We start from the raw sequence: 21,803 nt of genomic DNA, 5'->3' as shown, positions 1-21,803 counted from the left end.
ATCTATCCCGCGATGTTTTCGGACGTGAGGCCAAGGACCTGATTGGGCGAGCCGAAGGCGGCCACCCGGCCCCGCTCCAGCCGCAGCACCAGGTCGGCCCGCCTGGCGATGCTCTTGTCGTTGGTGGCCAGGACCACGGAGGCCCGCCCCCGCTTCTCCCGCAGCGCCTCGAAGGCCCGCTGCCTGCCCTCCATGTCCAGCCGGTCGAGGGTCTCGTCGATGAGGAATACCGTGGCGGGCTTGAGCAACGCCCGGGCCAAGTTCAGCTTGTGCAGGGTGGTGGCGGGCAGGCGGGCGCTTTTGTGGTCGCCCAGCCGGGTGTCCATGCCTTCGGGGAGCGCCCGCGCTTCCTCCAGCACGCCCGCCCGCCGCAGGGCGGTCTCGATCTCCTCCGGGGTGGCCGCGGGGAAGGCCATGCGCATGTTCTGCCCGATGGTGCCGTAAAAAACGTCCGGCTCCTGCGGGGCGTAGCCGATGGACCGCCGCAGCAGCAGCGGCGAATTCTGCATGAGGGGCAGGCCGTCCAGGCTGATGCGGCCGGCCTGAGGCCGTATCATGCCCAGAATGCTCTGCATGAGCGCGCTCTTGCCCGAACCGTCGTGGCCGATGACCGCCAGCATGCGCCCGGCCGGCAGGGCAAAGCTCACGCCCAGCAGTTCCGGGGCCTCTCCCTGCCTGGAACGTACAGACACCTGGGAAAACTCGATTTCGCCCCGCACCGGCTTGTGGTGATGGGAGTCCGGCCCGCTGCGCTGCTCCAGTTCCATTTCCATGAGCCGGTTGACGTGCCCCACGGAGTTGGTGGCCTTTCTGGCCTGCATCATCACGCCGAAGATGGAGCGGATGGGAGCCAGTACCCTCCAGACCAGGATCATGGCCGCCAGCATGGCGCCGGTGGTCACGTCCCCGGCCAAAACGCCCAGCACCCCGAAGGCCAGGGTGGCCATGCCCGCGCCCATGATCACGCCGTGGGCCAGGGTGGTCACGAGGTTCATGTACTGCGTGGCGCGGTAGGAGGCCAGAGCGGCCTCGGCCGAGCGGGCGCGGAACCGTTCCAGACAGACGTCCTCGCAGCCCATCTGGCGGATGGTCCGCATCTTGGAGACGATCTCCAGCAAGAGCTCGCTGCGCTTGGAGTGGGCCGCGCTGGCCCGCTCCAAGGCCCGGTTGACCAGGGGGTGCAGGGAGCCGGCCAGCACCGCGAAAACGGCGATGGCCGCCACCGGCACAAGGGCCAGGGAACCGCCGAGGAGGAACAGCCCCAGCAGCAGGATGACCACCCCGGGCAACTCCACCAGGGCGGCGAAGCCCGGCCCGGTGACGAAGTCGCGGATGGACTCGAACTCCCGCATGCGGTTGATCTGTGAGCTGATGGAGGCTGAGCGGGTCATGGACGGCGGCAGGAGGAAGATGCGGCGCACCGCCTCGTTGCCGATGATGTTGCCCAACCTGCCGCCCACGAAGGAGAGCAGACTGGCCCGAACCAGCCGCAGCCCCAGGCCGCTGGCGATGAATATGCCCACCCCGATGGTCACGTAGGCCAGGGTGCGCGGGTTGTCCGTGGCCAGGACCTGGTCGAAGATGAGCATGATGAAGAAGGGTGTCAGCAGCGTGAGCAGGCTGAGCAAAAGCGACAGTACCAGCACGAAGCCCAGCGGACGGCGGAAGCGGCCCATGACCCGCTGCAGCCATTTGGTCTGCGGGGCCTGCGGCGAATCCTCCTCGTGCAGGGGCTCGAATACATAGACCCTGCCGCGCCGCCCCCTGAGGGAAACGGTCTCGAAAGTCCGGGTCCGCCCGTCGAAACAGAGCAGTCCGCCCTCGTCATGCTCCAGGGGCACCAGGGGGCGGCTCGAACCGTCCACGAAGAGGCATGGCAGATCCCGCTCCTCCAGCCGCGCCAGGGAGGTGGCGCGGCTGCGGCAGGCGTACCCCAGGTTGGCCATGGCCAGGACGAACTCATGCACCGACTCCACATCGCGCAGGTGGGGGATGGCCTCCAGCAGGCTGAAGGAGTCGCCATGCCAGTCCAGGCCGTCCAGCAGCGGCAGCAGGCAGGCGGCCAGGTCCGTGTCGCGGCCCGGCAGCGCGGGCGGATGCTCGCGCGGGGAGGCGGCGGGCACGGTCATGGCCGCGCTCCTTGAGCCCCCACGGCAGGGCGCGCCTCGCTCCCGGCGGCGGAGAAATCCTCAGCCGCGACGCGGGCGGCGTGATCCACCCACCATGACAGCAAGCGGCCGCGCAGCCGCCTGGCCACGTTGAGGCGGCCGTTGCGGAAAAGCTCCGCCTGGCGGTGCAGGGTGTCCATAAACTCCTGATGCTCGCGCGCGTGCGCGGCCAGCTTGGGCGACCCTGCGGCGGACAGCAGGGCCTCCTCGCGGGTGAAGTGCTCCCCGGCCTGCCGCGCCAGTTTGTCCAGGGCATCGGCGAAGCGGTCCACAGCCTCCTTGCCCGAGCCCTCCCCGCCGTCGAAGTCCGCCTCCATGTCCAGCACCGCCCGCACGAACCCGCGATGGTCGCGATCCAGCTCGGCAACGCCGGTGGCTGGCATGAGAAACTCCACGTCGCCCAGGATGCGGGCCGTCTCCACCGCCCAGCGGCGGAAGCTGCCCGTATCGATGGAGACTATGCGAAGCGCTTTTTCAGCCACGATATCTCCTCTGTATTGGCCTGGTGCAGGCCGCCCCGGCGCAGCACGTGAATGGAGTCGGCCACGTCCAGCAGGCGAGGGTTGCGGCCGCACATGAGCACGGTCATGTGCCCGCGCAGATAGAGCAGCAGGTCGTAGAGCACCGACCTGGAGGCCGCGTCCATGGACACGTCCACCTGGTCCAAAAGAAGCACGCGTGGCCGGTGGCACAGGGCCCTGGCCAGGCAGATGCGCTGCACCGGCCCTGGTGAAATGGAGGCCCCGTTCCTGTCGCCCACGCGGGTGTTGTAGCCCTCGGGCAGGTCGCCCAGGGCCTCGCGCAATCCCAGAAGCTCGGCCGAGGCCAGGGCCTGGTCCACCGCCTTGGGATCGAAGCGGGTGATGTTCTCAAGCACGGTGCCCCGCAAAAGACGGCAGCCCTGCCCCACGTAGGCCACCTGTCTGCGGGTGGAGGCCTTATCCAGTCCGGCCAGGTCCAGCCCGTCCACCAGCACCCGCCCCTTGGACGGGGGCAGCACCCCGCACAGCAGGGAGAAGAAACTGGCCGCCGCGCCGCCGTCCTCCAGGTGGATGTAGGCGAACTCGCCCGGAGCCACGCGCAGGTTCACCTCGCGGACCACCTCGGCCTCCTCGCCGGGCGGGGTGTAGGCCAGCCCCTCCACCCGCATCTCGCCGGGGGAGTCCGCGGGCAGGACGTCTCCGCCCCCGGCCGGGTCGTCCTCCAGCGCGGCCAGTTCGGTCAGCTTGTCCCGGTCCAGATCGCGGTCCACGGCCTGAATCCACTGTGTGCCCAGCCCCTGGAAAGGGGCGAAAGCGCGGGTGGAGAGGATGAGGCAGGCGCCCAGGCTGCCCACGGTCAGGCTGCCCCGCATGACGAAGTAGCCGCCCGCCAGCAGGGTGGCGAAAAGGCAGACCTGCGAGAAGGCGGCCCCCAGATTGGCCGGCAGGTTGGCCACCTGGGCCAGCCGCACGTCGCTCAGGGCGGCCTCGGCCTGCAGGCGCTCGTTGCGGCGCAGCATCTGCTCCTCCACCGTGAGGGCCTTGACGGTGTGGATGCCGGAAAAGACCTCCAGCAGAAAGTTGGAGGCCCTGTCCGCGATGCGGTTGCGGCGGCGGCGCCTGGCCCCGTAGGCCAGCCGGGCCAGCCGCGCCAGCACCAGATACACCGCGATGACCGCCAGGGGGGCGTAGACCGTCTCTCCGCCCAGGTACCAGATGGCCGCCAGGAAGATGCTGGCGAAAGGCACGTCCAGCAAAAGCTGCAGCGGCTGGCCGGAGAAGAAGTTCTTCAGGCTGGTGATGGCCCCCACCCGGTCCATGTGGGAAATGACGCTGGCGTTCTCCACCTGGTCCAGCCTGGCCCGCAGCAGCTTGTCCACAGCCGCCACCGAGGCCTTGTGCGAGAAGCGCGAGCCCATCCAGGCGGTGATGGTGGAACGGCACATGCGCAGACACAGCTCGATGCCGAGGGCCACAGCGAAGCCCACCGTGATCCAGACCAGGGTATTGGTGCTGCCAGTGGCGATGATGCGGTCGTAGACCTGCATGAAGGCGATGGGCAGGGCCAGCGCCAGCAGGTTGATGACCAGGGAGGCGGCCAGCAGGTCCGCCTGGATGCCTTTCCCGCCGGGCAGGGACAGCAGGCCGCGCGGCCCCTTTGAGCGTCTGAGAAGTGTTTCGAATCGCATATGGTCGCCGTCGCGGAACCGGGCTGCCCGCTTCATCAAAAGGAAATCGCCTCGTCAACACCGTCGGCGCCGGGCATGTCGAACAGTTCGTCCCCGGGGCCGTGTTCCTGACCGCCGCTGTCGCCTCCGGGAATATCCTTCTGGACGGAGCCGGACTGGTCGGTCCAATCCTCCCGGCCGCCTTCCCCCGGGACTGCTGCCCCGTCCAGCCCTGGGCGGCTTGCCCCCGCGCCTCGAAAAGAGCCTGTCCGCCGCCCGCCCCGAACGCGTCAAACCGGCCGTCGGCGAACTCCAGCTCCTCCACCCCGCGCAGGGTGTCCTCGCCGTCGCCGTCCCCCCGCAGGTCGCGGACCGAAAGGCTGCCGTCGTCGTGCTCGACAATCTCGTACTGGTCCTGGCGGCCACTGAACACCGCCCGGTCCGTGCCCGCGCCGCCTTCCAGAATATCGTCGCCCTGGCCGCCGGTGAGCAGGTCGTCGCCCTCCCCACCCTTGAGCGTATCGTCGCCCGTGCCGCCCAGGAGATCATCGCCGCCCCCCTGCCCCCGCAGGAGGTCGTCGCCGGAGAGCCCGCGCACCCGGTCGTCGCCTCCCATGGCGTTGATCACGTCGTCCGAGCCGTCGCGCCCGGCGACATCGTTGTCTCCCTCGCCAAGGAAGGTCACGGTGTCGGAGTTGAATACCGAGGAGCGGCCTGTGCCCTCAAAGCTGTTGAACACGTCATAGGAATCGGCCACCCGGCCGTCGTCGAAGACGATGTTCACCTTGCCGTTGGGCAGGTTGTCCAGCTGGTGGAAGTCGAACCCTGTCAGCCGCACCGAGACGTCGTCCACCCCCTCGAAGGTGATGACCGTGTCTCCGCCGTCTGCCCGCAGCAGCATGTTCTCCGGGGTGAGCCCCTCGCCGCTGAAGCGGATTGTCTGGTTGGAGGAATCGCCCACGCCGCCGTGCCCCACACCGTCAAAGGCATCGATGGCCAGATTCCCGTCGCCGTGCCCCACCTCGAAGACGCCGTCCTGGTCGAAGAGGTCTGCCACCTTGCGGTCGCCGTCGGCAAAGCGCAGTTTCTCAATCTGGTGCAGTTCGTCCGTGTTGCCGGGGTTGGCCGTCTCCGTCACTGTGACCACACCGTCCTGGCCGAGGCTGACGTCGTAGTCCGCGAAATCCCCCTCGAACACGGCCACGTCCTCGCCCGTGGAATCGCTGAAGCCCTCGGAGAGGACCTCCCCGTCCGGACCCACGATGTCCACCCGCTCGATCTCGCCGGAGAACTCCTGGCGCCGCTCGAAGCCGCCGTCCACCCGGTCCTGCTCCTGCCCCAGCATGAGGGTGCCGCCGGAAGCGATCTCGCCGGAAGCGACCGAGCCGGAGCCGATCTCCGCGCCGTCCAGGGAGGCGGTCACATCGCCGGTGGCGCTGTCATAGGACACCGAGAGGTCGTGGAACTCCCCGTCGAAGAGGGTCTCGAAATTGTCACGGCCGATGCCCAGGTCCAGGCGCTGGTTGTTGACGTAGACGCTTAAGTCCCCGCCGGACTGGGCGAATACCAGGAAGGCGTTGTGGTGCGACTCGGTGGCGTAACTGAGCAGAGTGGTGCCGTTGGTCTGCGAGGCGTCCGGGACGTCGGTGGAGGCGAAACCCAGCTCCGCTGTGAAGCCCTCCGGCGGCAGGGCGACGTTCTGGTAGGCATGCAGCTGGCCGCTGTCGCCGCCCAGGTTCAGTTCCAGGGAGCCGCCCCCGCCGAACAGGGTGTCCGCGCCCTCGCCGCCGGTCAGCGCGTCCGACCCCTTTCCGCCACGCAGGGTGTCGTCGCCCGCGTTGCCGCGCAGGTCGTCGTCTCCGTCGCCGCCGTGCACGGTGTCGTCACCGCCTCCGGCAACCACCATATCGTCGCCGCTTCCGGCGAAGATGGCGTCCGCGCCCGCATCCGCCTGGGCGTCCGGGTCGGCCATCTCCGGCGCGTTGTTCCAGCGTGCGTCGCCGTAAATGGTGTCCGCGCCCTCGCCGCTGTGGATCTCGTCGTCGCCGGTCCCGGCCAGCACGGTGTCGTCGCCGCTTCCGGCGTGGATGAAGTCGTCGCCCGCCCCGGTCTGCACCCAGTCGTTGCCGCCCTGGGTGCGGGCGATGTCGTCGCCGCCCTTGTCCAGCACAATGTCCTGCTCCGCCCCGCCCAGGCTGGTGTCGTCGCCAGAGCCGCCGAAGAAGCGGTTGCGGCCAGCGCCTCCCACCATGGTGTCGTCGCCCGCGTCGCCGTGCAGGTCGTCGTCTCCGCCGCCGCCGCGCAGCACGTCGTCGCCGGAGCCGCCGTACAACACGTCGTCCCCGGCGCCTTGGCCGAAGTCCGCGGACAGGGCGGGGCTGCCCTCGCCGTCCAGCAGCTCCAGCCGGGAGATTTCGCCGGAGAACTCCTGGCGCGGTTCGAAGCGCCCGCCCACCGTGTCTTGCTCCTGGCCCAGCGTAAGGGTTCCGCCGGAGGCGATGGCCCGCGGGTTGGCGAACACCCCGGAGCCGATCTCCGCGCCGTCCAGGGTGGCCGCCACCTCGCCGGTGGCGCTGTCGTAGGACACCGAGAGGTCGTGGAACTCCCCGTCGAACAGGGTCTCGAAATTGTCCGGGCCGATGCCCAGGTCCAGGCGCTGGTTGTTGACGTAGACGCTTAAGTCCCCGCCGGACTGTGCGAAGACCAGAAAGGCGTTGTGGTGCGCCTGGTTGGCGTAGCTGACCAGGGTGGTGCCGTTGGTCTGGGAGGGAAGGGGCGCGTCCGCGGAGGCGTAGCCCAGATTCACCGTCAGCTTGTCGGACGGGAAATCGTCCAGCCCGGCGTAGGTCTCGCCCTGGCCGGTGGCCCCGTCCAGGTTGAAGGCGCGGGAGCCGCCGTCGCCCTCGATCACGTCGTCGCCCTGGCCGCCTTCCAGGCGGTCGGCACCGGCGCCGCCCCGCAGGCGGTCGTCGCCTTCCTCGCCGTACAGGCGGTCATTTCCGGCGCCGCCTTCGACCGTGTCTCCGCCGGTGCCGCCCCAGGCGCGGTCGTCGCCAGCCCCGCCGTCCAGCACGTCCTCGCCGGAGCCGCCGCGCAGGGTGTCGTGGCCCTCGCCACCGTACAGGGCGTCGTTCCCGTCGCGGCCATTGAGGCTGTCGTCGCCCCCTCCGCCGCGGAAGGTGTCCTCTCCGCCGAATCCGGCCATCTGGTCGGCGTGCTCGCTGCCCTGGAAGTGGGACTCGCCGTAGCTGATCATGTCCACGCCCTGATCGGAGCCTTCGGCCGTGACGTGGTACTCGCCGCCGCCGCTGATAAACCGCTCCACATCGGACTCGGCCATGTCGAAGGGCCGGTCGCCGGTGCCCAGATCGCGGTCGCCCCACAGCCGCACAAGGTCGGAGCCCTCACCGCCGTCCACCTGGTCGGCGTCGGAAATGTTGTGGATGTGGTCGTCGCCCGCGCCGCCCAGCAGGGTGTCCGCCCCGCCGCCGCCGCTTAGGGTGTCGTCGCCCTGGCCGCCGTCCAGCAGGTCGTCGCCCGAGCCGCCCCGGAACGAGTCGTCGCCCTGGTTGCCGCGCAACACGACGTCGTGGTCCACGCGCATGGCGTTGACCTCGTCGCCGAAGCGGGATCCCCGGAACTCCTCGATGCTGGAGGGGCGGAAGACCAGGTCGCCGATGCGGATGGCCTTTTCGGCCCCGGTGGCGTCCACGGTGTCGTAGCCGTCGCCGCCCAGCAGGGGGAAGGGGCGGGAGGGGTCGTAGTTGATGGAATTGTCACCGAACTCGTTGGAGTCGGTCAGGCGGAAGGTGTCGTCGCCCGCGCCGCCCTCCATGACGTCGTTGCCCACGCCGTCACGCAGCACGTCGTCGCCTTCCCCGCCGCGCAGGGTGTCGTCGCCGGAGCCTCCATCCAGGGTGTCGTTGCCCGAGCCGCCTTCCAGCGTATCGTCGCCGGTTTGGCCCAGCAGGCGGTCGTCGCCCTGGTCGCCGTACAGGGCGTCATCGCCGCTCTCGCCCCACATGCGGTCGTCGCCAGCGCCTCCCCGGACCGTGTCATCGCCGGAGTCGGCGTCCATCCAGTCGTCGCCGGAGCCGCCGTCCATGACGTCGCCGCCCCGGCCGCCGAACAAGGTGTCGTCCCCTTCGCCGCCGCGCAGGTCGTCGGCGCCCACGCCGCCTCGCAATTCGTCGTCGCCCGTGCCGCCTTCCAGGAGGTCGTCGCCACCCCGGCCGTAGAGGATGTCATCGCCCGAACCGCCGTACAGCGCGTCGTCACCGGACCGGGCCGCCGCCTGGGCCGCGTCCGCCGCCCCGAACTCGCCCTGGTTGGCCCAGCCGCCGGGTCCGCCCGCAGCCTGGGAGTTGGGGTCGTACTGGCTCTGGGTTGTGTCGCCATAGAGGATGTCGTCGCCAAAACCGCCGCGCAGGTCGTCGTCGCCGGACTCGCCGGAAATGGTGTCGTCGCCCGCGTTGGCCCAAAGCACGTCGTCGCCGGAGCCGCCCTCGATGGTCACGTCGCCGTAGGCGTGCCGCTGGCTGGTCAAGTCAACCACGTCGTCGCCGCCGCCCGCCTCGATACGCTCCACGCCGCTGATGCGCGGAGAGTCCGGGTCGTCCGGGTGGCCGCTGTACCGGTCGTCCAGGAACAGGGCGTCGCCGCCGCCGGTCATGCGCAGGGTGTCCTCGCCCGTGCCGCCGGAGAAGGTGTCGTGGCTGGCGTTCTTGCCAGCGATGTCCACCCGCTCCCCGCTGCCGGGTTCGCCCGGGCTCCCCGCGTCGCGGGCCACGTAGCGGCTGGACCAGTCGCCATCGTCGCTGTAGGCCAGGATGTCATCGCCCGCACCAGCGTTCAGGGCGTCCGCCCCGGCTCCGCCGTCCAGCAAGTCGTTCCCCTCGCCGCCGTGGATGGTGTCGTCGCCCTCCCCGCCGAACAGGATGTCGTCGCCCGCCTGGCCGAACAGGGTGTCGTCGCCCGCCTGGCCGCGCAGCAGGTCGTCGCCCGCCCCGGCGTACAGGGTGTCGTCCCCGTCCATGGCGTTGATGACGTCGGAGGAGTCCGTGCCCGAAACCTGATTGTCCCCCTGGTTCAGGAAGGTCACGGTGTCCGGCCGGAAGACTTGCGTTCGCGAGGTGCCGGAGAAGCTGTCGAATACGTCGTAGGAGTCGGCCACCCAGCCGTCGTTGAAGATGATGTTGACCTGGCCGCCGGAGAGGTTGTCCAGGTGGTGGAAATCGAAGCCGGTCAGGCGGACCGAGACGTCGTCGATTCCCTCGAAGGTGATCAGCGTGTCGTTCCCGTCCACCGTGAGCAGCATGCTCCCGGTGTCCAGGCCCTCGCCGATGAAGCGAATGACGTCGCGGGCCGGATCGGCCGACCCGCCGGGCCCGACGCCGTCGAAGCCATCGATGACAACTTCGCCGTCGCCGCGCTCCACCTCGTACACCGTGGGCTCGGGGGCGGTTGCGGTCCCGCCGGGAGCGGCCCGCTCCTGGGCGGCCGCCTCGTTCAGCGCCGACTCCTCGGCGGTCTGGACCGTCTCCTGGAAAGCTGGGGCGGCCTCCTCAGCGGCCTCCCCGGGCTGGGGCTGGCCGCCGCCGGAGGCCTGCTCACCCTGGGGCTCTCCGCCGCCCTCCTCTCTGGAGGAAACCGAGGAGCTGGCCGACCAGGGCCTGTTGCCGGGGCTGTCGTAAGCCAGCGGGCCGCCTCCCTCGGCTTGGGGAACGGCCGTGACTGCGGCGGTTCGGGAGACGCCCGCGGCCGCCGCGTCCTCTCCGCCCAAAGCGAGGTCCACGTCCAATCCGCCGGTCCGCTCCACACCGCTGCCGCCGGAAGCAGGGGCCTCATCCCCTGCGGCTGGCGGCTCACCCATCCGCTGGGGAAACACCGAGCCCACGATGGTGGTGGTGTCCAGACCGCCCTCGGGCCCACCGCCGTCGACCGCCTGCACGCGGGCGCCGTCGGCGTCCGCCTCGGGCAGGTCGCGCTCTTGCGGCTCCTCCAGCAGGAGTCGTTGGAGATCCTCGGTGTCGTTGGTCATCATCCCCCCCGGGTTGGCGACTTCACGGCTGTTTCAGGCGCTCAAGGCACAGCGCCTATTGAGGCAGAGCAATAGCAGAGTGTCGACTTCTTGCCTACCCTCCACGGCCGGCCGATTCCGGCGAGCCGCCCCCCGCGTCCATCCCGCGTGCGAAGAACCTTGAGATCGCACCCCCCTTAGGGCATCATCAGACTTCATGGAATACCGCGTCCCCGCCTTCCCCGATTCGCTCCCCCTCCCGGCCGGAACCTGATCATGGCGCTCCGCACCGCCCTGGCCGTGGCCCTTCTGCTGTTGGCGCTGGCCGCTGGCTGCGCCCGGCCCGCGCCGGATCTTTCAACCCCGGTGGAGCCGCCCCCCGCCTTCTCCCGCTCCGGGGAGGCCCCACTGGAGGAAAGGTGGTGGACCGCCTTCGGCGACCAGCGGCTCAACGAACTTGTGGAAGCGGCCCTGCGGGACAATTTCGACCTCGAAACCGCTTGGCAGCGGCTGCGGGAGGCCCGAGCCGTGGCCGAACGGGCGGAGTCCGGCCTGTCCCCCTCCCTGGACGCCACCGCCCGGGGCGAGGCTTCCGGGTACGAGTCGAACGGGGATTCCGGCGGCAACGGCGATTCGGACGGCGGCCCGGTTTCCGAAAGCGACGAGGAGCTGCGTCTGGGTCTGGCCGCGGAGTACGAGGTGGACCTCTGGGGCCGCATCCGCCAGGCCGCCGAGGCCGAGGAGTTCCGCGCCCGGGCCTCAATGGAGGACTACCGCGCGGCCGCCCTCTCCCTTTCCGCCGAGGTGGTCCGGACTTGGTACCGGCTCATGGCCGCCCACAGCCGCCTGGACCTGCTGCGGCAGCAAGCCGGGGCGGACGAAAAGGTGCTGGAACTGGTTCGCGCCCGTTTCGGCACCGGCCAGATGCGGAGCGTGGACGTGCTGCGACAGCGCGGGCTCTTGGAAAGCACCCGCCAGCGGGTGCACGAGGCGCGTTCAAGCGTACGGGTTCAGGAGCACCAGCTGGCGGTGCTCCTGGGCAGGCCGCCAAGAGAGGTGCCGGAGTACACCCCGCGCGGACTGCCCAACCCGCCGCCCTTGCCCGACGCCGGGTTGCCGGCCGAACTCATCCGCCGCCGCCCGGACATCCGCCGGGCCTTCAACCGGCTGCGGGCCGCGGACAAGGACTTGGCCGCGGCCGTCAGCGCCCAGTACCCCCGGCTGTCCCTCACCGGCTCCCTTTCCACCGCCCAGAACGACGCCGACCAGTTGTTCCGCAACTGGGCCTACTCCCTGGCCGGGGAACTGGCGGCGCCGCTGCTGGACGGCGGCAGGCGCGAGGCCGAGGTGGACAGCGCCGAGGCCCGGGCCAAACAGCGGCTGGCGGAATACGGCCAGGCCATACTGACCTCCTTTCGGGAGGTGGAGGACGCCCTGACCCAGGAACTCCATCAAGGCCGGGCCCTGGAGAGCCTGGACAGGCAGGTGGAGCTGGCCTCGCGCGCCTCCGAACGGCTGCGCCTGGAATACCTCAACGGCCTGCGCGGCTACATCGACGTGCTCACCTCAGTCACCGAGGAGCACCAACTCCGCCGCGACCGCATCGCGGCCAGGCTGGCCCTGGTGGAGTACCGCATCGCCCTGTACCGCACCCTGGCGGGGGGCTTCGCCACCGGGCGGGAGACGGAGTCGTGAGGCCGCGCCGCTTTCCCGCGGCGCGGACTTGCGTCCGCGCTTTCCTCTGCTACGCTGGCCCATTGGACCCGGCCTCCCGCCGGAACAACGCGAGGACGACCCAAAAATGACCGACAGCCAGGAATCGCCCCAGCCCGAGGGCCCCCGCCCCGGGTGGAGGGTGACGCTGCTCGCCTGCTGCCTGGTTCTGCTGGCGGGCGCGGGAGTGACCGTCTGGATATTCAACACCGAGCCCACCGCCTCCCGCATCGAACAGACCCGGGAAACGGCCATGCTGGTGGAGGTGGTCCGGGCGGAGCGCGGGGACTTCCGGCCCGTGGTGGAGGCCATGGGCACGGTGCGCCCCGCCCGAGACGTCATCCTCCGCCCCCGCGTGGAGGGCCAGATCGTGGAACGGACCGGGGCCTTTACTCCGGGCGGCTTCGTGGAGCGGGACGAGGCCCTGCTGCGCATCGATCCGGACGACTACCGCAACGCCCTGCGCCAGCGACGGAGCGAACTGCGCCGGGCGGAATCCGCCCTGCGCCTGGAGATGGGCCAGCAGACCGTGGCCCGCAAGGAATTCCAGCTCCTTCGGGAGAATCTCTCCGGCGAGGAGAAAGCCCTGGTCTTGCGCGAGCCGCAACTGCGCTCCGCCCGGGCGGAAGTGGAGTCCGCCCGCGCCGCCGTGGAGCAGGCCCGGTTGGAACTTGATCGCACCACCATCCGCGCCCCCTTCGACGCCCAGGTGCTCACCCGGGAGGCGGACCTCGGCTCCCAGGTGGAGGCCGGGGACGCCCTGGGACGGCTGGTGGGTCTGGACACCTACTGGGTGGAGGCCACCGTCCCCCTGGCCAAGCTGCGCTGGATCGAATTCCCGGACGAAACCGGCGGAGGCGGGGCCGAGGTGCTGGTGCGAGACCGGCTGGCCTGGCCGGAGGGCGTCACCCGGAAGGGGCGCATCCACAAGCTGGTGGGCGAGTTGGAGGACCGCACCAGGCTGGCCAGGGTGCTGCTGGCCGTGGACGACCCCCTGGCCCGGCTTGAGGAAAACGCGGGGCGGCCGCCCCTGATGATCGGGGCCTTCGTGGAGGCGAGCATCCAGGCCAGGCGCATCGAGGACGTGGTGCGGCTGGACCGCGACTACCTGCGCCCCGGCGACACCGTGTGGGTGCTGCGCGACGGCCGGCTGGACATCCGCCGGGCCGGAGTGGCCTTCCGCGACGCGGAGTACGCCTACATCCGCGACGGCCTCGAGGACGACGAGCTGGTGGTGACCACCAGCCTGGCCACCGTGGCCGAGGGAGTGCCCCTGCGCCGCAAGGAATCCCGCGCCGGGGAAGCCGGAGAGCCCGGGCAATGAGCCAGCCCACCCCACGGGGACGCGGGGCCATCGAGTGGATGGCCCGCAACCCAATCGCCGCCAACCTGCTCATGATCATCCTCCTGGGCGGGGGCATCTGGACGGCCTTCACCATCCAGAAAGAGGTCTTTCCCGAGTTCCAGCTGGACCTGGTGGAGGTCTACGTGAGCTACTCCGGCGCCGCCCCGGCCGAGGTGGAACAGGGCATTCTGCTGCCGGTGGAGGAGGCGGCCCGGGGCATCCAGGACATCAAGGAGACCACCTCCACCGCCCGCGAGGAGTTCGGCACGGTAGTATTCGAACTGCTGGCCGGCGCGGACCGCATGAAGGCCTTCCAGGACATCGACCAGGCGGTCAGCCGCATCCGCACCTTTCCCGAGGATGCGGAAGAGCCGGAGGTGCGCCTCGTCTCGCGCCAGCGCGACGTCATGGAGGTCGGGCTTTACGGCGACGTGGACATCTGGACGCTGCGCCACCTGGCCGAGCAACTGCGCGACAGTCTGCTGAACTCCCCCGCCATAACCCAGGTGGAGCTGAACAATGTCCCCGGATACATCACCCACGTGGAAATCCCCCTGGACCGGCTGCGGGAGCACGGGCTTACCCTGGACGAGGTGGCCCGGCGCATCGAACGCTCCAGCCGCGACATCCCGGCCGGAGCGGTGGAGACGCGCGGCGGCGAAATCCTGCTGCGCATGCGGGAACGAAAGGAATGGGCCGAGGAGTTCGGCCGCATCGCCGTTGTCACCACGCCTTCGGGGCGGTCCGTCACCCTGGCGGACCTGGCGGACATCCGGGACGGCTTCGAAGAGACCGGTTTCCATGCCCAATTCAACCGCAAGCCGTCGGTTGAAATCGAGATTTTCCGAACCGGCAGCCAGGAGCCCCTGGAGATAGCCGCCGCGGTGCAGACCGTCCTGAGCGACTTCCAGGACTCCCTGCCGCCCGGCGTCCAGCCCCGCATCGACAGCAACCGCGCCCGGGACTACAACGAGCGCCTCTCCCTGCTGCTGAAAAACGGCGCCCTGGCCGTGGTCATCGTGCTCTTCATCCTGGCCGCATTCCTGGAGTACCGGCTGGCCTTCTGGGTGATGATGGGCATGGTCATCTCCTTCACCGGCGGCGTGCTGCTCATGCCCCTCATCGGCGTCAGCGTGAACATGATCTCCATGTTCGCCTTCATCGTGGTGCTGGGCATCGTGGTGGACGACGCCGTGGTGGTGGGCGAGAACATCTACGAGTACCGGCAGCGCGGCATGACGTACATCGACGCGGCCATCACCGGCGTGAAGGAGATGGCCGGGCCGGTGACGTTCAGCATCCTGACCAACATCGCGGCCTTTGTGCCGCTGCTCTTTCTGCCCGGCACCACCGGCAAGTTCTGGTGGCCCCTGCCCGCGGTGGTCATCACCTTCCTGGCCGTGTCCCTGTTCGAGGCGCTGTTCATCCTGCCTTCCCACCTCTCGCACCGCTCCGAGCGCCACGTCCTCCCCTTCGGCCGCCACATCCACCGCCTGCAACAGAACTTCGCCCACCTCTTCAACCGCCTGGTGGACCGCTACTACTGGGGTTTCCTCAGGGCCTGCCTGCGCCACCGCTACGTCACCCTCAGCCTGGCCGTGGCCCTGCTGGCCACCGTGGGCGGCTACGGCTACAGCGACCACATGGGCATGATCATGATGCCCGAGGTCTCAGCCGACGAAATCGAGGCGGGCGTCAAACTGCCCGTGGGCACCACCCCGGACCAAGCCGGGCGCGTGGCCGCCCAGGTCACGGAGTCCACCCACCGCATGTTCCAGGAGCACGACCTCTACCGGGTGGCCGAGGGCATCAAGACCAACGTCCGGGGCCAGAGCTTCATCGACGTGGAAATCGTCATGAAGCCCCCGGCCGAACGCGACCTGACGGCCAACGACGTCATCGCCCTGTGGCGCGAGAACATCGGCGACATCGAAGGCGTGGACCAGATCACCTTCGAGGCGGAGCGGGGCCCGGCGGCTGGCGCGACGACATCAGCGTGGACCTCAGCCACACCGACATCGACGTGCTGGAACGGGCCAGCCGGGCGCTGGTGGAGCGGGTCCAGGAGTTCGAGGCCACCCGCGACGTGAACGACAACTACAACAAGGGCAAACAGCAGCTGGACTTCACCCTGCTGCCCGAGGGAGAGATGCTGGGCCTGACCCCGCAGGACGTGGGCGGGCAATTGCGCGACGCCTTCTACGGCGCACTGGCCATGCGGCGGCTGCGCGGCACCAACGAGATAGAGGTGCGGGTCAAGCTGCCCGAGGAGCAGCGCGAGCACCTGAGCTACCTGGAGGACTTTATCGTTCGCACGCCGGACGGCGGCGAGGTGCCCCTTTTGGACGTGGCCCGGGTGGAGCGGGGCGAAGCCTTCACCACCATCAACCGCCGCGACGGCCGCAGGGTGGTCACGGTGGGCATGGACGTGGAGCCCAAGCGGGCCGTGGGGCGCGTGCTGGAATCCATCAACACCGAGGTGCTGCCGCAACTCAGGGCGGACTTTCCCGGCATCACCTGGACCTTCCAGGGCAGCCAGGCGGACATGCGGGAATCAACCGAGGCCCTGTGGGGCGGCTTCGCCCTGGCCATGGCCGTGGTCTACGCCCTGCTGGCCATCGCCTTCGGCAGCTACGTGCAGCCGCTCATCGTCATGACGGCCATCCCCTTCGGCGTCATCGGCGCGGTCATCGGCCACATCATCCTGGGCTACGACCTTTCCCTCATCAGCCTCATGGGCGTGGTGGCCCTGTCCGGCATCGTGGTCAACGATTCGCTCATCATGATCGACTACGCCAACCGCCAGCGCGCGCACCAGACCGCCTTCGAATCCATCCACCAGGCGGGCATCCGCCGCTTCCGCCCCATCATCCTGACCACCCTGACCACCTTCGGCGGCCTTACGCCCATCATTTTCGAGACCTCGCGGCAGGCCTACTACCTCATCCCCATGGCCATATCCTTGGGCTTCGGCATCATCTTCGCCACCTCCATCATCCTGGTGCTGGTGCCCTGCCTGTACATGGCCCTGGAGGACGTCACGAACCTGCTGCGGCGGGGCGGGACCGAACCGGCCTAACTACTCTTCCTCGCCGCCCACTCCCCCTTCCCGTCCCTCTTCCAGGGAGAAATCCACCCAGGACTGCACGTTCATCGCCAGCTCGAAACTTTTACGGCAGGCGGCCAGTTCCTTTTCCAACGACTCGAAGATAAGTTCCACGTCGCGCTCGGTGTACTCGTACAGCGCGGTGTTGGACAGCTTGGCCACCTCCTGGATGGCCCTGATGGCCGCGTTGACCCGCTTGTTTGCCTGACGGACGAATTTTTCCCGATCGGCAGCCATGCTCGCCTCCTCGTGTTCAGATGGCCAAGTACTGGTCCCTGAGCTCCTCGTTGTCCATCACTTCCCCGGCCCCGCCGGCGAAGACCACCTGCCCCATGTCCACGATGGCCGCGGTGTCGGCCAGTTCCAGGGCGGCCAGGGCGTTCTGCTCCACGATGATGGTGGTGATGCCCAGGTCCTTGATGCGGCGCACGATGGACTCGATCTCTTCCACTATCTTGGGTGCCAGCCCCTCGTAGGGCTCGTCCAGCAGTAGCAGCTTGAGGTCTCGGGCCATGGCCCGGGCCACGGCCAGCATCTGCTGCTCGCCCCCGGAGAGGGTGGCCGCGTCCTGGCGGCGGCGTTCGGCCAATCGAGGGAAGTGCTCGTAGACGCGTTCCAGGGGCCAGCCCTTGGTTCCGGCCACCTGCGAGATGATGAGGTTCTCGTGCACGGTGATGCCGGGGATGACGCGGCGGTCCTCCGGCACCAGCTGCACCCCGGCCCGCGCCGCCTGGTAGTCGCGCATGGTATGCAATTCGAGATCCCCCAGCCGGATTTCCCCTTGGCTCAGGGCGGGCTGCCGGGCACGGGCGATGGCCCGCAGGGTGGAGGTCTTGCCGGCCCCGTTGCGGCCCAAAAGGGCCATGATCTCCCCTTCGGCCACCTCCAGGGAGACGCCCTGGATGATGTAGCTCTCGCCGTAATAGGCATGCACGTCGCGCACCGAGAGGAATGGGGCGGGACCTTGGGCCGCGTGGGGCGTGTGTGTCGTGGTGGCGCCTTGGGCTTCCATCAGTGCGCTCCTCCAAGGTAGGCTTGTTTGACTGCGGGGTCTGCCCGCACCGCTTCAGGCTTGCCCGAGGCGATGACCCGGCCCTGGGCCATGACCGTAACGCGCTGGGCCAGGGAAAAGACCACGTGCATGTCGTGCTCGATGACCACCATGGTCATGCCGGTGCGGTGAATGTCGGCCAGCAGGTCGATGATCTTGTTGGTGGCGTGACGGGACATGCCCGCCGTGGGCTCGTCCAGCAGCAGCAGACGGGGGTGGGCGTTGAGGCACAGGGCTAGCTCCAGCCGCCGTTTGTCCCCGCGGGAGAGGTGCTCCGCGGCCACATGCAACAGTTCCCCCAGGCCAAGTCGGGTCAGGAACCTGGCCGCCTCCTTCATGAGGGAGTGGGAGGGGTCCAGGGACTCCAGGGAGGTCGGAGCGAAGGAGCCGTCGCGCTTGGCCAGCCCCGCCACGGCCACGTTCTCCAGCAAACTCATGGCTCCGAATACCTGCGGGGTCTGGAATACCCGGGCCAGCCCGCGCTGGATGATCTCGTGCGGGGCCAGAGTGCGGAGCCTGGTGCCGTCGTAGGGGTTGCGGCCGATCATGGGCCGTCCCGCGAACCAGACCGTGCCGTCGTCAGGCGGCAGCAGTCCGATAAGCACGTTGAGCAGGGTGGACTTGCCCGCGCCGTTGGGTCCGATGACCGCGTGGATGGTACCCTCCTCCACTTCCAGCTCCACGCCGGAGAGGGCCTTGAGTCCGCCGAAGCTCTTGGCCACGTCGTGCACTTCCAGCAGGTGTTCGCCGTTCATGCCTCCTCCTCAATGGCCTTGTAGCGGGCCTCGCGCTGTTCCAAGAGTGAGCCCGGGGCGTCGGGCACGTTGTCGCGGCGGTCGGGAGCCGGGCCGAAGCGGCGGCGCAGCCTGCGCCACAGGTCCACGAACCCGCCCGGCAGAAAGATGACCACCAGCACGAAGATCAGCCCCAGCACCAGCTTCCACTGAGCACCGATGAGCCCCTGCACCACGTTCTCGAAGTAGAGCATGAAACCCGCGCCCAGCATGGGGCCGACCAGGGTGTTGACCCCGCCGATGACGGACATGATGACCACCTCGCCCGAGGTGGACCAGTTGAGGAACTTGGTGGCCACGTAGGGCTCGTAGATGACCATCAGCGATCCGGCCACACCCGCGTAGACCGCGCTGATGACGTAAGCCGCGATCTTGTAGCCCATGACATTGACCCCGGTGTACTCCAGACGCATGTGGTTTTCCTTGACCGCCTGCAGCATGAGGCCCAGGGGCGAGCGTTTGATCTGCCGCGCGGCCACGAACCCGGCGATGAGCAGCAGGGCCGCGAAGTAGAACATGGGCTGCCCCTCCATATGCATGCCCAGAAGCTCGGGCGCGGTGTCCATGGTCAGGCCGTTGTCCCCGCCTGTCCAGCGGGCGAAGATGGAAAGGGCCGCCGCGTGGAGCATCTGGGCGAAGGCCAGGGAAAGGATGGAGAAGTAGATGCCGGAGCGCCGCAGGATGAGCCCGCCCAGGATGAAGGCCAGGACGAGGGTACCCACCGCGCTGGCAAAAAGAGCCCAGATTATGCTGGTGGAAGCATGTTTGAGCATCAGCCCGGTGATGTAGGCCGAGGTGCCGAAAAAGGCGGCGTGGCCGAAGGAGAGGTAGGCGGTGAAGCCCAGCAGAATGTCGAAGCCCAGGGCGAAGATGGCCCAGATGACGATCTTGGTGGCCAGGGCTTCGTAGCCGCCGATCCAGGGCAGCCAGAGAGGCATGGCCAGGACCAGCGCGGCGAAGCCGCCCAGGACAAGCCCTTCGCGGGGCCAGGAGAAACGCGCCGCGGTCATCATTCGAACACCCCCTTCTTGCCCAGCAAGCCGCGCGGACGCACCAGAAGGACGACCACCGCCACCAGGTAGATGATGATCTGCTGCACCGCCGAGTACTGAGCCGAGAAGCTCAGGGCCATGCCCAGCAGCATGGCCGCGATGAGCGCCCCCTCCAGCGAACCCATGCCGCCGATGACGACGACCAGGAAGGAGGGCACCAGCAGGTGCATGCCCACCTCCGGGCTGACCTGGGTGATGGGGCCGCCGAAGACCCCGGCCACTCCGGCGATGAGCGCGCCCAGCCCGAAGACCAGGGCGAACCGCTGGGAGATGTTCACGCCCAGAAAGCGAAGCATGCCCGCGTCGCGCATGCCCGCGCGGATGACCAGGCCGAAGGTGGTCAGCCGCAGCAGGGCGAAGAGGGCCACGATGACCGCCAGCGAGACCCCGATGAGCACCAGCCGCCACTTGGGGAAGACCACGAAGCCCTCCAGAAAGCCTAGGTAGTCGTGCAGCCGCACGATGCCCGAGCCCCAAGCCGGAGCTGGGTACGGGATGTTATTGGAGCCGAAGCCCCACTTGAGCGCCTCCTCCACCACGATGGCCAGGCCGAAGGTGACCAGGATCTGGTCGGTGTGCGGCCGGGTGTAGAAGTGGCGCACCAACCCCCGTTCCATGATCCAGCCCGCCGCGAAGAGGATTGTGGGAACCAGGACCACTCCCCAGCCGAAGCCCAGGGAGTTGGCGATGAAGACCGCGCAGTAGGCGGCCACCAGGTAGAGGGCGCCGTGGGCGAAATTGACCACGCCCAGGGTGCCGAAGATCAGCGTCAGGCCCAGGGCGATGAGGGCGTAGATGGCCCCCAGTTGCAGCCCGGTGAGGACCTGCAGGGTGAGGCTGTTGATGAGATGGCCGGACATCAGTGCTCTCTCCTCGGGTTAAGGCCCCCTTGGGGGCGGCCCGCCGCTAGGGCGGACCGCCCCTGCCGAGGCAGGAGGTCCCGCGGGAGGACCTGGCGGCAGGTCGTGGGGTCGGCCGCCCGGGCCGGGATGGCCCGCCAAATGGGTGTGCGCCCCGTCGGCATGGCCCTTATGCGGGCTTGTAGGGACCGAGATCACCGGGGAAAGTATCCACCGGATAGCTGACCTGGTCCCTGGGCACCTGCTTGTAGACGCGCAGGAAGTCGAAGTCCCCCTGGCGGGCGGCCATTCCCTGCCCCTGCACCACCAAAACGTCGTGGAAGCACTGGTGGTCCCCGGCGCGCATGAAGGACTCGCCCGGCCCCGCTCCGGTGAAGGTATGGCCCTCCAGGGCCTTGATGACCTCGGGCGGATAGAAGGTCCCTGCCCGCTGGCAGGCGTCGGCGTAGAGCAGGGTCTGCACGTAGCAGGTCTGGGCCGCCTGGGAGGGCGGAAAGCCGTACTCCCTCTCGAAGGACTTGACGAAGGCCTGGGAGCCAGTGTCCCGCAGGGCCCAGTTCCAGTTGGCCGTGCCGAAGACGCCGTCGATGTTGGACGGCCCCGCGCCCTTGGCCATGAGGCGGCTGAAAAGGGGCACCACCACCTGCATCTGCTTGCCGTTCTTTTGCATCTCGCGCATGCCGAACTGCACGGCCTGGGTCAGGGAGTTGACCATGTCCTTGCCGTAGTGGTTCAGCACCACAACGTCCGCGTCGGAGTTGAGCACGGCGGTCAGGAACTGGGAGTAGTCGGTGTTCCCCAGCGGGGTCATGATGTTGTTGACCGTGGTCCACCCTTCAGCCTCGGTGAAGCTTTTGATGGACTCGTACTGGGTGTGGCCCCAGGTGTAGTCAGCGGTCAGGTGGAAGGCGCGGCGGTCCGAGCCATAGGTTTCGGCCAGCACCGGGCCGAGGGCCTTGCCGGTCATGTAGGCGTTGTAGAAGTGGCGGAAGCCGTAGCGGCGCCGATCCTTGCCCGTGGTGTCGTTGGAGTGGGTCAGCCCGCACATGAAGACCACGCCCATCTCCTGGGCCAGGTACTGCTGGGCGATGGCCACCGCGCTGGAGGAGCCGCCCCCGAACATGATCACCTTGTCCCGCTCGACCATGCGGCGGGCGCTGGTGCGGGCCGCGTCCGGGTTGGTCTGGGTGTCGCCCACCACGTAGGAGACTTTCTTGCCCAGCACCCCGTTGCCGTCCAGCGCGCAGGGATCGAGAGTCCCGAGCATGCCCCCGCCGTTGTTGAGGTGGTCCACGGCCAGTTTGTAGGCGCGCAGTTCGTCCGCGCCCTCGTCGGCGTAGGCGCCGGTCTGCGGAACGTTGAAGCCAAAGACCACCTCCTTGCCCTTGACCGGGAAGTTGCCGATGGCCTTTTCGGCCCAGGCGTTGCGCACGAAGAAGGCGGGTGCGCACGTCACGGCCAGGGCAGACGCTGCCACGGTCTTGATGGCGGTGCGGCGGGTGATGGTCGTCTTGGTGGACTTGGACATGACCTCCTCCAGGAGTTG

The 21,803-nt window shown here is 68.8% G+C and carries 11 protein-coding genes and 3 pseudogenes; 3 read left to right on the top strand and 11 right to left on the bottom strand.

All coding sequences use genetic code 11. The features are described from left to right. Positions 1 to 2: 2 nt before the first annotated feature. The 5 genes and pseudogenes from N911_RS0113270 to N911_RS0113255 form a co-directional block, all read right to left on the bottom strand. Complete coding sequence (locus N911_RS0113270; protein WP_029897958.1) at positions 3 to 2,129, bottom strand: peptidase domain-containing ABC transporter; 2,127 nt, start codon at positions 2,127 to 2,129, stop codon at positions 3 to 5. After that, positions 2,126 to 2,650, bottom strand: a complete 525-nt coding sequence (locus tag N911_RS17690; RefSeq protein ID WP_051694414.1) for a bacteriohemerythrin — start codon at positions 2,648 to 2,650, stop codon at positions 2,126 to 2,128. Before N911_RS17690 ends, N911_RS0113270 begins: the two co-directional genes overlap by 4 nt. Then, positions 2,626 to 3,270 (bottom strand): ATP-binding cassette domain-containing protein, encoded by a 645-nt coding sequence (locus N911_RS18915; RefSeq protein ID WP_029897956.1) that lies wholly within the window; start codon positions 3,268 to 3,270, stop codon positions 2,626 to 2,628. Before N911_RS18915 ends, N911_RS17690 begins: the two co-directional genes overlap by 25 nt. Positions 3,271 to 3,528: 258 nt before the next feature. After that, positions 3,529 to 4,197, bottom strand: a pseudogene (locus N911_RS19210) (ABC transporter transmembrane domain-containing protein); the annotation flags it as partial. Between the two features lie 568 nt (positions 4,198 to 4,765). After that, a pseudogene (locus tag N911_RS0113255) lies at positions 4,766 to 9,634 on the bottom strand (hypothetical protein); the annotation flags it as partial. A gap of 978 nt (positions 9,635 to 10,612) precedes the next feature. Here N911_RS0113255 and N911_RS0113250 point away from each other — a divergent pair. The 3 genes and pseudogenes from N911_RS0113250 to N911_RS18910 all read left to right on the top strand — a co-directional run bounded on the left by N911_RS0113250 (position 10,613) and on the right by N911_RS18910 (position 16,473). Continuing rightward, complete coding sequence (locus tag N911_RS0113250; protein WP_051694412.1) at positions 10,613 to 12,031, top strand: efflux transporter outer membrane subunit; 1,419 nt, start codon at positions 10,613 to 10,615, stop codon at positions 12,029 to 12,031. 106 nt (positions 12,032 to 12,137) lie between these two features. Next, a complete protein-coding gene (locus N911_RS0113245; RefSeq protein ID WP_029897950.1) occupies positions 12,138 to 13,373 on the top strand; it encodes an efflux RND transporter periplasmic adaptor subunit in 1,236 nt (411 codons plus the stop codon). After that, a pseudogene (locus tag N911_RS18910) lies at positions 13,370 to 16,473 on the top strand (efflux RND transporter permease subunit). The gene N911_RS0113245 and the pseudogene N911_RS18910 overlap by 4 nt, the downstream one beginning before the upstream one ends. Here N911_RS18910 and N911_RS0113235 read toward each other — a convergent pair. From N911_RS0113235 to N911_RS0113210, 6 genes are all read right to left on the bottom strand, one after another. Next, a complete protein-coding gene (locus N911_RS0113235) occupies positions 16,474 to 16,737 on the bottom strand; it encodes a hypothetical protein (RefSeq protein ID WP_051694410.1) in 264 nt (87 codons plus the stop codon). It lies immediately after the preceding pseudogene. Between the two features lie 16 nt (positions 16,738 to 16,753). Further along, a complete protein-coding gene (locus tag N911_RS0113230; protein ID WP_029897946.1) occupies positions 16,754 to 17,512 on the bottom strand; it encodes an ABC transporter ATP-binding protein in 759 nt (252 codons plus the stop codon). Then, positions 17,512 to 18,306: an ABC transporter ATP-binding protein gene (locus N911_RS0113225; RefSeq protein WP_029897945.1), complete on the bottom strand. Its 795-nt coding sequence runs from the start codon at positions 18,304 to 18,306 to the stop codon at positions 17,512 to 17,514. The genes N911_RS0113230 and N911_RS0113225 overlap by 1 nt, the downstream gene beginning before the upstream one ends. Continuing rightward, positions 18,303 to 19,358, bottom strand: a complete 1,056-nt coding sequence (locus tag N911_RS0113220; RefSeq protein ID WP_051694408.1) for a branched-chain amino acid ABC transporter permease — start codon at positions 19,356 to 19,358, stop codon at positions 18,303 to 18,305. The genes N911_RS0113225 and N911_RS0113220 overlap by 4 nt, the downstream gene beginning before the upstream one ends. After that, positions 19,355 to 20,257: a branched-chain amino acid ABC transporter permease gene (locus tag N911_RS0113215; RefSeq protein WP_029897941.1), complete on the bottom strand. Its 903-nt coding sequence runs from the start codon at positions 20,255 to 20,257 to the stop codon at positions 19,355 to 19,357. The genes N911_RS0113220 and N911_RS0113215 overlap by 4 nt, the downstream gene beginning before the upstream one ends. Positions 20,258 to 20,426: 169 nt before the next feature. Next, positions 20,427 to 21,785: a substrate-binding protein gene (locus tag N911_RS0113210; protein WP_029897939.1), complete on the bottom strand. Its 1,359-nt coding sequence runs from the start codon at positions 21,783 to 21,785 to the stop codon at positions 20,427 to 20,429. Between the last annotated feature and the right edge of the window lie 18 nt (positions 21,786 to 21,803).

It is taken from the genome of Desulfohalovibrio reitneri, assembly GCF_000711295.1.
Taxonomy (GTDB): domain Bacteria; phylum Desulfobacterota; class Desulfovibrionia; order Desulfovibrionales; family Desulfovibrionaceae; genus Desulfohalovibrio; species Desulfohalovibrio reitneri.
This window is presented reverse-complemented; position numbering and strand designations above follow the sequence as displayed.